10 protein-coding genes are annotated in these 14,950 nt (G+C 48.2%); 7 read left to right on the forward strand and 3 right to left on the reverse strand.

Translation table 11 applies throughout. From position 1 onward, the window contains the following. Window positions 1-183: 183 nt before the first annotated feature. Window positions 184-1,470, forward strand: coding sequence for an MFS transporter (locus MHI55_RS05325; protein ID WP_340389197.1), 1,287 nt, complete (start codon window positions 184-186; stop codon window positions 1,468-1,470). 148 nt (window positions 1,471-1,618) lie between these two features. Here the strand turns inward: MHI55_RS05325 and MHI55_RS05330 are convergent, their stop codons facing one another. Further along, window positions 1,619-3,775: an alpha-amylase family glycosyl hydrolase gene (locus MHI55_RS05330; RefSeq protein ID WP_340389199.1), complete on the reverse strand. Its 2,157-nt coding sequence runs from the start codon at window positions 3,773-3,775 to the stop codon at window positions 1,619-1,621. Between the two features lie 446 nt (window positions 3,776-4,221). Here MHI55_RS05330 and MHI55_RS05335 point away from each other — a divergent pair, with 446 nt between their 5' ends. Genes MHI55_RS05335 through MHI55_RS05345 form a run of 3 tightly spaced genes read left to right on the forward strand, consistent with a single transcriptional unit; the run spans window position 4,222 to window position 8,389 of the window. Beyond that, entirely contained in the window at window positions 4,222-5,601 is a 1,380-nt protein-coding gene (locus MHI55_RS05335; RefSeq protein WP_340389201.1) for an alpha/beta hydrolase-fold protein, read from the forward strand. Beyond that, window positions 5,598-7,016: a hypothetical protein gene (locus MHI55_RS05340; RefSeq protein WP_340389204.1), complete on the forward strand. Its 1,419-nt coding sequence runs from the start codon at window positions 5,598-5,600 to the stop codon at window positions 7,014-7,016. Before MHI55_RS05335 ends, MHI55_RS05340 begins: the two co-directional genes overlap by 4 nt. After that, window positions 7,010-8,389 (forward strand): fatty acid--CoA ligase family protein, encoded by a 1,380-nt coding sequence (locus tag MHI55_RS05345; protein WP_340389206.1) that lies wholly within the window; start codon window positions 7,010-7,012, stop codon window positions 8,387-8,389. The genes MHI55_RS05340 and MHI55_RS05345 overlap by 7 nt, the downstream gene beginning before the upstream one ends. 394 nt (window positions 8,390-8,783) lie before the next feature. Here the strand turns inward: MHI55_RS05345 and MHI55_RS05350 are convergent, their stop codons facing one another. Together MHI55_RS05350 and MHI55_RS05355 are read right to left on the reverse strand one after the other, a co-directional pair. Continuing rightward, a complete protein-coding gene (locus MHI55_RS05350) occupies window positions 8,784-10,556 on the reverse strand; it encodes an alpha-glycosidase (RefSeq protein ID WP_340389208.1) in 1,773 nt (590 codons plus the stop codon). Window positions 10,557-10,778: 222 nt separating this feature from the next. After that, window positions 10,779-11,360 (reverse strand): hypothetical protein, encoded by a 582-nt coding sequence (locus MHI55_RS05355; protein ID WP_340019343.1) that lies wholly within the window; start codon window positions 11,358-11,360, stop codon window positions 10,779-10,781. A 425-nt stretch (window positions 11,361-11,785) separates the two neighbouring features. Here MHI55_RS05355 and MHI55_RS05360 point away from each other — a divergent pair, with 425 nt between their 5' ends. From MHI55_RS05360 to MHI55_RS05370, 3 genes are all read left to right on the forward strand, one after another. After that, on the forward strand, window positions 11,786-12,799 hold the full coding sequence (locus MHI55_RS05360) for an iron-siderophore ABC transporter substrate-binding protein (protein WP_036672595.1): 1,014 nt from the start codon (window positions 11,786-11,788) through the stop codon (window positions 12,797-12,799). 97 nt (window positions 12,800-12,896) lie between these two features. After that, window positions 12,897-13,910: an iron ABC transporter permease gene (locus MHI55_RS05365; RefSeq protein ID WP_340389210.1), complete on the forward strand. Its 1,014-nt coding sequence runs from the start codon at window positions 12,897-12,899 to the stop codon at window positions 13,908-13,910. Beyond that, window positions 13,907-14,950: an iron ABC transporter permease gene (locus tag MHI55_RS05370; RefSeq protein ID WP_340389212.1), complete on the forward strand. Its 1,044-nt coding sequence runs from the start codon at window positions 13,907-13,909 to the stop codon at window positions 14,948-14,950. Before MHI55_RS05365 ends, MHI55_RS05370 begins: the two co-directional genes overlap by 4 nt.

Below are 14,950 nucleotides of genomic sequence, written 5' to 3' on the forward strand. Positions count from 1 at the left end.
GAAACATTATAGGTCTAGAAACAATATCATCAGCTAAGCTAACGACGGCATGATTAATCTCGATAGCGTAACACTCACTTAACTCAGGCACTTCCGTGATGTCATGTCTTTGTCGACTGACAGAGCTACGGAAGTGCCTGATTCTGCATGGGCTCTAATGATGATAAGGGAGGAACGTGATGTATGGGCATGAACTCGTCCAGTGAGCCCGAGATTATCGGATACCAAGATGGACAAGCTGCATTGCATAATACTAAAGCTCCGCCAACACTTTGGCGTAATGTTACCTTTCGCAGGATATTGTACGGCTACGGCATCTCGGTCTTTGGGGATTGCTTCAATGGGATTGCGATTAGCCTGTGGGTGTTACAGACCACAGGCAGTGCAAAGAGCATGGCGGCTGTACAGATCTGCAATATGGCCGTCAGTTTTCTATTTGGATCGGTGGCGGGTACGGTTGCAGACCGATTGGATCGCAGGAAGCTGATGCTGGCCTCGGATGTATTCCGCGGTGTGATGGCTGTGCTGATTGCGATTAGCCTGTTCGGCTGGCATGCTCCGTTTCCGGTAGTGCTGCTGTTGCTCTCACTCTCCATGTTTTCAAGTCTGTTTCAGGCCCCTGCATTCCACGCCTCTGTAGCAAGTATGGTCGGCAGAGAACATATTCAACAAGCGACGGGAACCATTCATATGGTGGATAATCTTGCCCGAATCAGTGGACTAGCCGCTGCGGGAGTGGCTGTTGCTGCATTTGGCGGATTTGTTGCCATATTAATTACAGGGGCAACCTTCCTGTTGTCCGCAGTCTGTGTGCTGATGGCGGGCCGCTTTCCTGAGGTACAGCGATCCGTTAGTCAGCAGACCACGTTTGCTCAGGAATGGCGTAGTTCGTTTGCCTACATCTATCGGAATCGTCTGATCCGTTCCATCGTATTGCTCAATCCCGTACTGATATTATTTTTCATGTCAGCCATGATGCTGGTTCAAGTGATGGCGGTCAAGGTATGGGAGGCGAATCCGGTGCAGTTTGGATTAATTGAAACCTGTATTCCACTCGGATACATGATTGGCTCTGCATTGTTGATTGCTTCGGGAAAACGATTGAAGCGAAGAGGGAGATGGGTGTTTATCGGTCTGATTGTATTAGGTCCGATTTATATTTTTTTGGCGAATGTATCCTCTCCAATCATGGTGTTGCCGTTCATCGTGGGCGGAGGTGCGATGTTCGCCTGCTGCACAATGCTCACCCAAATTATGCTGAGGACGGCGGTTCCGGACGAGCTGCAAGGAAGGGTCTATGGTGTGGTTGGAACAATCACCAGTACAGCGCCTATTCTGGGATTGACGGTTGTCTCCGTATTGGCTGATCAGTGGGGGGCAGCTTCTGTGCTGCAAGGCGTGGGCATATTACTGCTGGCGACAGGTATTCTGGCCGCTACAACATTGAAGTCGATTCGAACCTATCATTAGAAATGTGAGATATAGATCCAATCTATGTTAGTTGAACTATAAACATTTACACGATCATTTGTTCAATTTATATAGCATAATCCAATAGCAAAACCCGGAGCATACGCTGCGTTAGCGTAACTCCGGGTTACCTTGTGGACTGAATGTTCTATTGCCAGTTTACATTGACTGTGGCTGTACCGCTGGTTGGTGTGGTGAACGTGTGGTTGGAACCACCTTCCCATGTAATGGTTGCACCATTTTTCTTGAAGAATTTGAACTCCAGTTGTTTCCCGGCTGGCACGCTCACATCATAGTACCAAGTTGGGTAGGCGTGGATGACCTGATTGAAAGCAGGGCCAATAGCTGTTGTACCCGTGCTCCAGTTGCCCAGTTCTGCCATGTTACCTGTCAGATAGATGTTCTGACCCAGTGTGGTGGAAGCATTATTAATGACAAATCGTACAGTGACCTGATCACCCGTAAGGATGGTGAAGTTGTTATACGCATTGCTGTTAACTCCGTTCGCAGCTACTTTCACAGCATAATTGCCTGCGGCAACAGCTGGGATCGTCACTTTGATCTGTGTATCTTCCCACGATGTGATCGCAGCACCGGTAACGGCTGTTGTACCGAAGTATACGGTACCTTTGGTGGCACCGAATCCACGTCCGCTAATGGTAACGACATTACCCGGTTTGCCCATGACAGGACCTACATGTCCGACCGTTGGTGTTGTTTCGCTCGTTGTATACTGCCAGACCGCGGTTGCTCCGGCTGCCAGTGTGAAGGAAGAGACGTTGCCATTGGTGGAAGTGATGTTATTACCATTCAGTGCGCCGCCCAATACATCGGTGTAGTTGCCTGTTGGCAGTGAAGTGCTTAGATTCGCAATGCTTGCTGGTGTGGAGAGATTACGGTTCACCGCAACAACAGCTACACTTTTGCCAAATTTGCGTTCATAAACGTACACATCATTATTGATCCAGCGTTGCTGAGTAGAGCCATAGGCGATTGCTGGATTGGATTTGCGCAGAGGGGCCAGTTTGCTGATCACGTTGAAAGCAGTGGTTGTTTTGGAGAAGGAAGGCATTTTGGCCCGATTATCAGGGTCTCCGTTACCCGTCAGATACTGCTCGGTACCATAATAGATGGCAGGTACGCCGCGGGAAGTCAGCGTGAAGGCCAGCGCTTGTTCCAGACGACGGTTGTTCACGGCACTTGTTTTGAACCGATCCATATCATGGTTGTCGATGAACGTGACTTGGTCATTCACCTGATTGTAATCTGCCGCTGTGCCTGTAATCATCGAATCCAGAGCATACATGTTGGATGTGTTATCCCGGAAGACGTCACGCACGGCAGAGTTAAAGCGAAAATCGAGCAGGCTCATCCCGGATTCATTGGCAAATTCCGTGTTATCCGCATCCGATGCAGCGGATCCCAGGAACCATTCACCAAAGGTGAATACAGGTTTATGTGCATAGATGGAAGACATCCAGCTCTTTTGCCAGCCGAGAGGCATATGTTTCACCGCATCAACACGAATGCCATCCACGCCCATATCGAGCCATAGCTTGATTGCATCTTTGAAATATTGATCAATGGTACTGTTATTGTGATTCAGGTCAGCGAGGTCATAGAGGTTTTTGTAGATACCATTCTCCAGGGAGGAAAAATCGGAGCCGCCGTTGTGATGGAAATATCCATTTGTATCATTTGTGTATCCGCCAACAAGATTACCGTTATCGTACAACTTGCCATTCTCAGCAAAGGATGTATCGGTTTCCATGGCAGGAGACGTATGGTTCGGTGCAAAGTCAATGACGATCTTGATGCCTTTGGCATGAGCGGTTGTAATCAGATTTTGAAAGTCAGCCATCGTTCCGAAATACGGATTGGTCTTCTTGAAATCACGTGCCCAGTAACCATGATACGCTGTGTTGATCACGCCGCCGTAGTTGATGGTAGCGAAGATATTTTCGACCGGTTGGGAGATCCACAATGCCGTAACGCCCAGATCGCTAAAATAGTTATCGTTGATTTTGTTGATCAAACCCTGCCAGTCGCCTCCGCAATACAACTTCAGGTTGCTACAAGTGGCATCGTAGGCAGCTCCGGTAGGATTGTTGGAAGGATTGCCGTCCAGGAATCGGTCCGTAAAGATCTGATAGATGACGTCTGTACTAAAGTTCTGCTTGTTGGTAACCGCGGTATCCGCATCGGCATAGATCGCTGAAGCAGGCAGATAGGGAAGTGCGCCCCCTGCAAGTAAACTGAGTGTCAGTGTTGTGCTGAGGAGTACACGTTTGGCCATTTGAAACATAGTAATCCACCCTTCTCGTGAATGTAGTAGTTTAGATAAACAACCAACCCGACTCTTAAATAATAGCGCTTTCAATACAGCGAAGTGTTACCAGTGGATTGAAGACGTCCCTCCTTTTGACACGCCAACAACCCCGGCATCTCCTTCGGGAGTTACCGGGGTTGTCCTAAACCGCTCAGGTTTAAAAGCATGGCCCTCGAGTTATGATCACAACGTTATCGTAAGAAATATTGGATCTTATGTCAATAACTTTTTTGGGAGCATTTATTTTCTATTTTTATGTTTACAAAAGCACGTCCGGGGATTTAAACTATTCGCAGATTCACAATATAAGGGCTATGTATCCCGGGACACTTACGTGTTTTCTAGGACAACCCCGTCTCTTCTGAGGCGGGGTTATTTGTATTATGCAGTCGAATTGGGAGAAGAGAGGCGGTTGATGATCGTTGAGTACCCATTCTGTCATCGAATGTTTGGAAGGCATTCAGGCGTCGCGGCTGGGCAATATCCGCAACATTTATGTGTACCTCCCGCCCGGTTACCATGAGCAGGCAACTCGGCATTATCCGGTTCTGTACGTTCATGCGGGGCAGCGGGCTTTTGGTCCATCCGGGCCAGGCAGTGAAACATGGAATATGGACCAGGCAGCAGACGGTCTTATTTCCTCCGGGCAGATTGAATCACTGATTATTGTCGGCATTACGCATGTCCGTCCAGTCACGCACAACGAATTCTATCACTTCGACGCTCCGGAGAGAGAGGCCGTGAGTGTGGGGTGCTCAGGCATCGCCTATGAACATTTCATCATTCATGAGCTCAAACCGCTCATTGATCATCGTTATCGGACGTTCCCGGACAAGCATAATACCGGGCTGTTAGGTTCATCTGCCGCGGCGCTTTGTACATTGCACATGGGGATGCGAAATCCGGATGTTTTCGGAAAACTGATCATGATGTCGCCATTTTATGTGGATGTGCAGCTGGACGAAACATCGGAGAGCGGGCTGTTGGAAGAAAACATGTATCACTTGCCAGAGGAGGTACCCGCCGTTCGAATATGGATGGATATTGGAGATACGGAAGGTCTGTTTCTGCCTTCTCAGGTCAGAAGGGTAGCTCATCAATTACTTGAACGCGGAGTAGGATCGTGTGAGGAATTGGCATTTCTGGAACAGCAGGGTGCCTGCCATCAGGAAGGTGACTGGGGAGCACGCGTTCACCTCCCGTTACTGTACATGTTCGGCCACGTGGGTAAGCCCTCCTCGCTCGAACTGCTTGGAAGGGATGTCATCGGACTAGAGGGTGGAATGACCGTGTGTATCAATGCACAAATGCACTACGAGAGTGGGTTGGTTCAGAGTCTGCTGCATGGGAATTATACTTCGAGTGACCCGAATGTGCTTCAGGTTCATGCGAGTGGAGAGTTGGTTCCTGTCGGTATTGGAAGTGCATCCATCACGCTGACTGTGGGGGAACTGTCTGCTACACGCATCTATACCGTCGTTTCTGAATTGTCAACTCACGTAGAGGTCTGCATTCGTGCAGAGGTAGCTCCCGACGAAGACTCGGAGGAAACGATATATGGTGGGATGGGTATGAAGCTTGTCCGTTCTGGTAAAGGTCGATATGAAGGTAGTTACCGAGTCCCGCGAGATAGTGGGTTCTCCTTCCGGTTTACACGTGGTTTCCGCCGTTTCGAGACCGATGTGGATGGCAAACCTATTGCCAATCGGGTATTTCGAGCGACAGATGATATGTCTGTGCATTACCTAATCCAATCCTGGGGCAGTACGTCAGCCAAAACGGGAACAGGAGGCCCAAAATGATCATTCCTTCATTCGCTCCAGTGCTGGACATTCCTTATTATTATCCCTGCAATTTTCCTCTGATTCATGAAGTGCTCCATCGACAAGGATCCATCACAAGTCTTGCACTGCTGGCGGCAAGTCGGTTGTACAGCCTTCCTTCGTGCGGGGATAACGGACTGGTGAAGCCTTATTTTCACAAACTGGATTATGTAGAGCCGATCTGGGAGATGTATGGTCAGCGACAGCTGGACAGCTTCGAGGAAGGCAAGACGCAGATCCGGCAGCATATTGGCGAAGGTGGGCTTTTTTTGGCTACAGGAACCAGTTATCATCTGCCTTACTGTGAGGATTATCAGAATCCCGAGTACATTCGCAAACATGTGAAGCAGGGCTCCCGACTACATCTGGTAGACCATTGGATTGCCGTATATGGTTTGGAAGATGAGCATGTTCACGTCTACGATCCCGTGCCCTCCAAGTATAAGGGAAAGGTTACTCAAAGGGCCTTTCATGACTTCTGGAAAGGTAACCAAAGTATACCTGAGCTTGCGCAGGCCAAACGCAAAGAAGAACTCCGAACGTATGGAACCATGGACATTCGGGCGACTGTGAAGCTGGACTCAGACGGTTCCCGAGACATGTTGATCCAGGCGTTAACAACGCAGATTGAAGAATTTCTGACAGGCCGGACGATTACACAAGGAGAGCGCAATTATCATTTTGGACATGCGGTGTCTCTGCGACTCTTAGATGCACTGCATGGGGCGAATGAAGGGGATCAGGCCAATGAAATGTTAATATCGAGTCTGCTGTTTGATATGCGATGGAGTCGATATTTTCTTCGAGATCTTCTTCAGGAGTCTGCCTTATGGCTCGGTTTTCCACTTGATCAATATGCGAGAGAATTCAGCGAGATCATTGTACGTTGGGAGAAGGCCTACAATATGCTTCAGGTCAGTCGGATAAAGCAGCGTGAGCAGTGGAAAGTACAGCTAACAAGTGTAATTAAAATGTTGGTCACGGATGAATGGCAATGGTATGAGTCACTTCGACAGTCCATACCTCAGGTAGATTGCTTCCCGCGCCAGGCTGTGTCGATGATTGGACAAGAACACAGGGAGGATTTGCTCCGTATCGTATTGGATAGTTGCCGGGAGTTAAACGCGTACCATAATACAACGATTTCACTTGGTGAGGGTGGTAACGCTCCACTGTACGGACGAAGTGGGCAACTGGATTCGCTGGAACTCGTGTCATTGCTTGCAGTGGTAGAGCAGGGAATCGAAGATCGATGGGGAACGGGGATGGGAGCCGCACTGGCGGAGATGGCTGCTGCTTCCATGCCGGAAAGCCCATATCAGACCGTGGGTTCACTTGTTGATTATCTCGCACAGCAATGGGCGTCTGCCGGTGAGGAGGATGCAAGATGTTGAACCAATTCTTGCTTGAACGATTCGCGGAACAGGGACAGCAACCTGCGCTGATCTGGAAAGATCAGGAGTACAGCTATCAGTGGCTGCTGAAACAGGTTGGCATCATGAGTAAGTGGATTACAGCAGAAGGGCTGACTGGGCAACTTGTAACGCTGGAGGAAGATTATTCTCCCTATGCAGCGGCAGCATTGGTTGCTTTGCTCGGACAAGGGTGTATCGTGCTCCCCATGGATAGGAACCTGGTTGAAGCCAAACGAGAGGAATATATCCAGCTGGCACAGGTGAAGTGGCGTTTGGACGTTGAAGGAGGCAAGTTGTGTATTCGGCAAACGTGTGAATCCTCCGGAGAGGTTCCTGTGTTGTTATCCTCGCTGGCCCAGGAGGGCGTAGGCGGACTGGTACTCTTTTCATCTGGATCAACCGGAGTAAGCAAAGCGACTGTCCATCGTGCAGATCGGCTGTTACATCATTTTCGGCGGCAGGTTCGGCCCTTGCGGACGATTCCTTTCATGATGTTTGATCATATTGGCGGTGTGAATACCATGTTGCAATCTCTGTCCAGTGGGGGTTGTCTCTGTATCATTGCGGATCGATCTCCCGAAGAAGTGTGCCGAACGATTGAGAAGTTTCGTGTGCAGGCGTTGCCTGTCTCTCCAACATTCATGAATCTGTTGCTGCTGGGTAGAAATGATGAGGGGTATGATCTGTCGAGTCTCGAAGTTGTATCATACGGATCGGAAGTGATGCCCGAATCCGTACTGGCAGCCTGGAACCGGAGATTTCCACAACTAAGGACAATACAAGCCTATGGCATGTCTGAACTTGGCATTCTGCCAACCCGCTCCAAAGAGCCAGGCTCGTTGCTGTTTTCCATTCAAGATGAAGGGGTCAAGTACCGGGTGGTGGAAGGAGAATTGCAGATCCATACCGAAACTGCGATGATCGGATATTTGAATGCACCTTCACCTTTTACAGAGGACGGGTGGCTACGTACTGGGGATGAAGCTGTGCTGGAGCAGGGTTACATTCGTATTCTGGGACGTCGTTCCGAGATCATTAACGTAGGGGGACGGAAAGTGTATCCTGCCGAGGTCGAGGGTGTTCTGGAAGAGATGGAATGTATTGAAGCGGCCGTAGTTTCGGGAGAACAGAGTGGTATCACGGGTCAGAGGGTGAAGGTGACTATCCGGCTGGCTACAGAATGTACTCTCACCGATCTGCGGCGATCCATCTGGGAGTATTGTCAGGACAAGCTGCCTTCATACAAGATTCCGCAGAAAATCGTAATTACACAGGGAGCGCTTGTAAGCTCAAGAATGAAGAAAATACGAAAACCGATGACTTCGACACCCTTCGCCTCGGCTGGAAAATAGGTCGCTGCTTCGAAGAGTTTCACCTTGCTTGAATCGGTATCGCTAACGAACCTCAAACATCGTATTGAGGGGATAATCAAGAAAAGTAAAACCTAACGAATCTCAGTAACGTTAATGCTTCAAAAATACGGCCTCTACTTGCGAAAATCGACGTATTGGACGAAATAAGATCTCTCTGATTCGTTAGGTATTTAGCCCGCGTATAATGAAGCAAATAACGTGTGCTGGGTTCGTTAGGATATGACGTATAAGATACAGAAGAGGTTGTCCTTGGTCTGAAATGCTACCCATACAGTAACAGGATTTTATTATTTTATCTGTCTACTTTATGGGGAGCATATCACCTAGGGGACAGCCTCTTTGAAGTTATTTTCCCTTGTTAGCTGTATTTATCTCAGGCCTCAGCTGGCTGTTTAACCTCAAGTTGCATCAGGGAGAATCCGTATGCTTCCAGATCGAGGGTCAGTTTATTTTGCCGAGCTTCCACGGTGTTTGATGTGAACAGATTTCGCCAGATGTTACGATCTCCCAAGGGGAGTTCAAGGGTGCATGGTTCATCACCCGCATTAAGAACAAGAAGCATACGCTCTCCCGCCTGCGAATCCAATCGTTCGATGGCAAGACAAGGGTCTCCGGCTTTTGCATATACAATCTTCAGTTCTGTGCTGCGCAGGGCAGGGTGCTGTTTGCGAAGGGCAATCGTACGGGTGAAGAATTCCAGAAGCTCGCGATTCTGCTTGGTCTCATCCCACTCCATACACTTGCGGCAACCCGGATCATATCCTCCATCAAGTCCCACTTCGTCTCCATAATAGATACATGGCACACCTGGATACGTAAGCAGTAACGTAACGGCAAGTTTCATCTTGCGCTCGTCTCCATCACATAAGGTCAGCAGTCTGGGGGTATCATGACTTCCGAGCAGATTGAAGGACGCTTCGGTCACAGGCTGTGAATAGGCTGCGAGCAGTTTGCCGATCTCATTGGCAAATGCGAGTCCGTCGAGCTTGCCGTGCACCGTATAGTCCAATACCGAGTTGGTAAACGGATAATTCATCACGGCATCGAACTGGTCTCCCTGAAGCCACATGAGCGAATCATGCCAGATCTCACCGAGCAGATAGGCGTCAGGCTTAATGGCTTTTACCGTCTGACGGAATTCGCGCCAGAACTGATGATCCACCTCATTCGCCACATCAAGCCTCCAGCCGTCAATGTCCATCTCCTCAATCCAGAAACGTCCTACCTCTAATAGGTATGCCTTCACTTCAGGGTGTTCCGTGTTCAGTTTCGGCATGAGCGGTTCAAAAGCAAAGGTATCATAAGTTGGTATGCCATCCTCCACACGCGGCGGCCAGTCCTTGATATAGAACCAATCTGCGTAGGGGGAAGAGGGACCATTCTTCATGACATCGACAAAAGGAGGGAACTCTCTGCCGGAATGATTGAATACCGCATCCAGAACAACGCGTATGCCGCGCTGATGACAGGCGTCCACGAACGCCTTGAACTGTTCATTGGTTCCAAAGTGAGGATCAACCTTCATGTAATCGCCTGTATTGTATTTGTGATTCGTCGTGGCTTCGAACAGCGGACAGAAGTAGATGGCATTGATGCCAAGCTGACTTATATGATCCAGATGATCAAGCACACCTTGGAGATCGCCGCCGAAGAAGTTCACCGGTGTAGGTTCTCCTCCCCAGGGTTCAGCATTTTTGGGGCTGAGGGATGGATCGCCATTGGCATAACGTTCAGGGAAAATCTGATAAAACACAGCGTCCTTAACCCAGGCAGGCGGTTCAAAAATGTCGACTGGATTCATAAATGGAAAATCAAAGAATTCGAGCGGATGATCAGGCAGGGCCTGCTCGAATCCACGCTCCGTCATCCAGACCGATTCCTCTCCCTGAATCAGTTGGAAACCATACCGTAATCGGCGATAGGGAGGTGAAGTCTCGGCTTCCCAATAATCGAACATTTCATCCCGGGCAAAGATGTGCATAGGGATGTGTGTGATCGTCCGATCCCAGGCATATTTGTCTCCCGTAATGGCAATCACCGCATCCAGGTCCCCGCGTTTGGACCGAAGTCGCAGGTGCATGGTCGAACGGTCATAAGCATAGGACCAATTGAGTTTGGGGCGATGATAAACGGCTTCAAGAATCATGTAAATCACTCCTCGTCAGATGATGAAATTCAGATAAAAGTGGCCATTAAACGCAAAAAAAGGCACAACCTCAATTGTTCACGAGGTTGTACCTTTCGGCAGCATAGCCTTTTGATTATAGTGCTATTATACGAACTAACTCAGCAAAAGAAAACACTTTTTTCCTTAAATTTCAAATTGTTTTATTCGAAATGTAGGACGCGTATCTGCAATTACTGTTTTTTATAAATCAAATCCAAGTTTATTGGCGTATGCAGAGAATTCTTTGTGAAACTTCTCGATATTTTTCTTCCCGGCAGCAATTTTGGCATTGGATTGTTTCAGGACAGCACTGTTTACCGTTGTTTTGGAGACCGCTTTTTTAGCGAGTTGGAATCCTTCCAGCTGTGTATAGCTACCTTTGATCAAGTTGGCATGGATTTTTTGCAATTCCGCATTTTGCGGTTTGATCATCTTCAGCTTGGATACATATTTGGTGTAGTTAGGAATCGCTGTATTGGTCAGTTTCAGGAAAACGGACTTGCGATTGGATGATGTGATGTAAAATCCACCTCCCAAAGCATTGAAGGCTCTCTCCTCATATACCGATGCCATATCCAACTGATCAAGGTAGCCCAGGAAATCTTCTTCTTCGACTGTAGGGATCGGTTCTTGTTCTGACGTGTCAATTTCTTCATAGTATTCGTCTTCCGAATATGTAGTGGTTGAGTCATCCGCAGCAGCGGCATAGGACCCTACAGGTGCGAACACCCCGCCGAGCAAGACAAAACTCATAATGATTGATAGTACCCATGATTTCTTCACGTGTTAATATCCCCTATCTATAGATGTGATTTTATTCCAATGGATAATCTAACATAGTACGACAAGAAATTACAGGAATTGTTTTACAATAAATTCATCAGTCAGGCACATATGAATGAATAATGATTCACCAGCAAAAAGGACATGTATTAGATGAAGCTAAAAGTAAGAAGAGAGATTTGTATATTTAGCAGGTAAGAAAAAAATTACATATATGGTTTATGTGGAGGCGTATTGTATCGATATATATTGTATTGGTTTAGTTAATTTATCTTTATTTAATGTTGTTTTATGAAGTTACAGAGTTCGACAGGGAGTGAGAAGTTTTTCCAAATAAAATGCTTGTATAATGATTTCATCTCCATTACAATACAATTGATAATGAGATTCAATATCATTTAGATAAAAAAGGGGAGACGGATTTCATGTATAAAGTAAAGAAAAATCTATACATTTATGCAGCACTTATTCTGATGATTTCATTACTTGCTGGTTGTGCTTCGGGTGGAAGTGCCGAGACAACGAATACGTCCAGCCAAGCTGCAAGCAGCAATGAGAGCAATAATGAAAGTGATACAACTGCCAGTGCGACTGAAGATCAGACCCGAGTGATCAAACATGCCATGGGCGAAACCACAATCAAGGGAACCCCGCAAAAGATCGTGACACTGTTCCAGGGTGCGAATGATGTCGTTGTTGCACTTGGCGTGAAACCGACAGGCGTGGTGGAATCCTGGGTTCAGCAGCCAGTCTATGAATATCTGAGAGCAGATCTGGACGGAGTTCCACAAGTAGGACAGGAATCGCAACCCAATCTGGAAGAGATCAACAAGTTGAAACCCGACTTGATTATTGCTACGAAGATCAGACATGAAGAGATCTATGAGCAACTGTCGCAGATCGCACCAACGGTAGTGACGGAGACGCTTTTTGACTGGAAAGAAACGGTGAAAACTGTTGGGGAAGCGATGAATAGGGTTGAGCAATCGGATAAATTGTTGTCTGATTGGGATGGCCGTGTAGCTGATTTCAAAGAGAAAATGGGGGATCGTCTGCCAATTGAAGCAACCATCACGAACTTTAGAGCCGATCAGGTTCGTATCTTCTACATGGGATATGCAGGTAAGATTCTGAATGAACTTGGGTTCACCAGACCTGCTGGACATGATGCAGACACATGGGGAGTTGAATTGACTTCCAAAGAAAACATTCCGGATATGAATGCAGACATGATCTTCAACTTCAATTCAGGCACAGAAACAGATGCCATTCAGAAAAATTATGATGATTGGACCAGCAGTCCACTGTGGAAAAACCTTGATGCAGTCAAGAACAACCAACTGGTTCAGGTCGATGAAGTGGCCTGGAACATGGCAGGCGGATACACATCGGCCAACATGATGCTGGACGATCTATATAAGCAGTTCAACCTGAATTAACTAACAGGAGCAGGACCTGCCATGCACCAGAACATTCGTTAACGAAGTGTATGGGCAGGCAGGTCTTTTATCATTTTACAGATGAAAGAGTGAGAGTATGTTTCCCCTTTTTACAAAGGCAAGCACCAAGAGCTATGGACTGGTTGGTTTATTCATATTACTTCTACTTGCTTGCCTAGCCAGTATGATTCTGGGACGTACGCATATCACGTTTCAGATGGTATGGGAAGCACTGCAATTCTATGACGAAAGTTCTGTGGAACATGTGGTTCTGCTGACGGAACGGTTGCCACGTACGGTTATTGCTGCTGTTGTAGGAGCAAGTTTGGCCGTGGCGGGTGGGCTGATGCAGGCATTGACACGTAACCCGCTGGCATCACCAAGTGTGTTCGGGATCAATTCTGGTGCGATCTTTTTTATTGTTATTGCCATTGTTGTATTGTCCGTATCTTCGCTCACTACCATGATGTGGTTTGGTTTTGCAGGGGCTGCTGTAGCCGCGGCAATTGTATATGGGCTAGGTTCCCTCGGTCGTGATGGCCTGACACCGATCAAAATTGTACTGGCGGGTACGGCAATCTCCGCGTTATTTGCCTCGTTCACACAGGCCATTCTGGTGCTGGATGGAACCGGATTGCAGGATGTACTGTTCTGGCTTGCCGGTTCAGTAAGTGGTCGGACATTGGATATGTTATATCCTGTTCTGCCGTACATGACAGCCGCAGCTATTGTCTCTTTGTTCATGGGCAGAGCCATCAATCTGCTCTTGACGGGTGATGATATCGCCAAAGGCATGGGACAGAATGTACTTCTAGTCAAGGTGCTCATGGGAATTGTTACGGTATTGCTGGCGGGTGGTTCGGTTGCAGTAGCCGGTTCGATCGGTCTCGTCGGTCTGGTTGTCCCGCATATCATGCGTGCACTTGTAGGAAACGATTACCGCTGGCTCGTTCCTTACTCTATTGTGGGGGGAGCGATTCTGCTGTTGTCTGCGGATGTGGTGGCAAGGCTGGTGATTATGCCGCAGGAAGTTCCACTTGGTGTCATGACTGCACTGATTGGCGGACCCTTCTTCGTGTACATTGCCCGTAAGGGGGTGACGAAGATATGAGGAAACTGTTGACTTTCCGCAACAAAAAAGACACCGTTTCGGTGCAAATGGAACGAAAATCATTGGTTTTCATCGGCATATGTATCCTGCTGTTCCTGGTGGCAGGGGTTGTTGGTACCAGTGTAGGCAGTGACTTTATTTCTCCGCTGGATGTGCTTCGAACGATATTTGGTCTGAATGCAGGGGAGCATGACTTCGTCGTGCTGACCTTAAGACTGCCACGGGTGTTATTATCTCTGCTCGTAGGAGCAGCCCTCGGTATGTCAGGCGCACTTTTGCAAGGCATTATCCGTAATCCGCTGGCCTCACCGGATGTCATCGGCATCACCGGCGGCGCGGCCGTTGCAGCTGTAGGTTTTGTTACGCTGTTAGGTGGAGCGGTAAGTATCAAGTTGTTGCCATTGTTCGCCATCGCTGGTGCAATTGTGACGGCTTTGATAATCTACGTGCTTGCCTGGAAAAAGGGAGTCAGTCCGATCCGTCTGGTGCTGATCGGGATTGGAGTGTCAGCCATTACCGGAGCTGGAACGACCTTTATGCTGATCCTGAGTCCGTTCTACACGGCAGGTCAAGCCTATATCTGGCTGACAGGAAGTATATACGGAGCATCGTGGACCGATGTCCAAACGATTTTGCCAGTTATCGTAATTGTTATACCGCTGGCGATCTGGTTCGCCCGTAGCCTGAATGCACAGGAGTTCGGGGATGATCTGGCCACAGGGCTGGGTGTAACTGTACAGCGACATCGTTCAGCGTTGTTGTTATGCAGTGTACTGCTGGCGGGAATCGCCGTTGCGGTTGCCGGAACCATTGGTTTTGTAGGCCTGATCGCTCCACATATTGCCCGAAAGCTGGTTGGACGGATGTTTGGCAGTATGCTGATTGTGTCTGGACTGGTTGGTGCTCTGCTTGTATTTGCGGCAGATCTGATTGCCCGCACTGCCTTTCTACCGCTGGATGTTCCCGCAGGGGTATTCACCGCAGGCGTAGGCGCACCGTTTTTCCTGTATCTATTGTTCAAGAATCGAAATCAGTTTTGA

It is taken from the genome of Paenibacillus sp. FSL E2-0151, assembly GCF_037993015.1.
Lineage (GTDB): Bacteria > Bacillota > Bacilli > Paenibacillales > Paenibacillaceae > Paenibacillus > Paenibacillus amylolyticus.

Excerpts from the sequence above, each read along its gene's own strand:
- MHI55_RS05345 (WP_340389206.1), top strand. The coding sequence starts at position 7,010 with ATGTTGAACCAATTCTTGCTTGAACGATTCGCGGAACAGGGACAGCAA.
- MHI55_RS05360 (WP_036672595.1), top strand. The coding sequence starts at position 11,786 with ATGTATAAAGTAAAGAAAAATCTATACATTTATGCAGCACTTATTCTG.
- MHI55_RS05325 (WP_340389197.1), top strand. The coding sequence starts at position 184 with ATGGGCATGAACTCGTCCAGTGAGCCCGAGATTATCGGATACCAAGAT.
- MHI55_RS05340 (WP_340389204.1), top strand. The coding sequence starts at position 5,598 with ATGATCATTCCTTCATTCGCTCCAGTGCTGGACATTCCTTATTATTAT.
- MHI55_RS05330 (WP_340389199.1), bottom strand. The coding sequence starts at position 3,775 with ATGTTTCAAATGGCCAAACGTGTACTCCTCAGCACAACACTGACACTC.
- MHI55_RS05350 (WP_340389208.1), bottom strand. The coding sequence starts at position 10,556 with ATGATTCTTGAAGCCGTTTATCATCGCCCCAAACTCAATTGGTCCTAT.
- MHI55_RS05365 (WP_340389210.1), top strand. The coding sequence starts at position 12,897 with ATGTTTCCCCTTTTTACAAAGGCAAGCACCAAGAGCTATGGACTGGTT.
- MHI55_RS05370 (WP_340389212.1), top strand. The coding sequence starts at position 13,907 with ATGAGGAAACTGTTGACTTTCCGCAACAAAAAAGACACCGTTTCGGTG.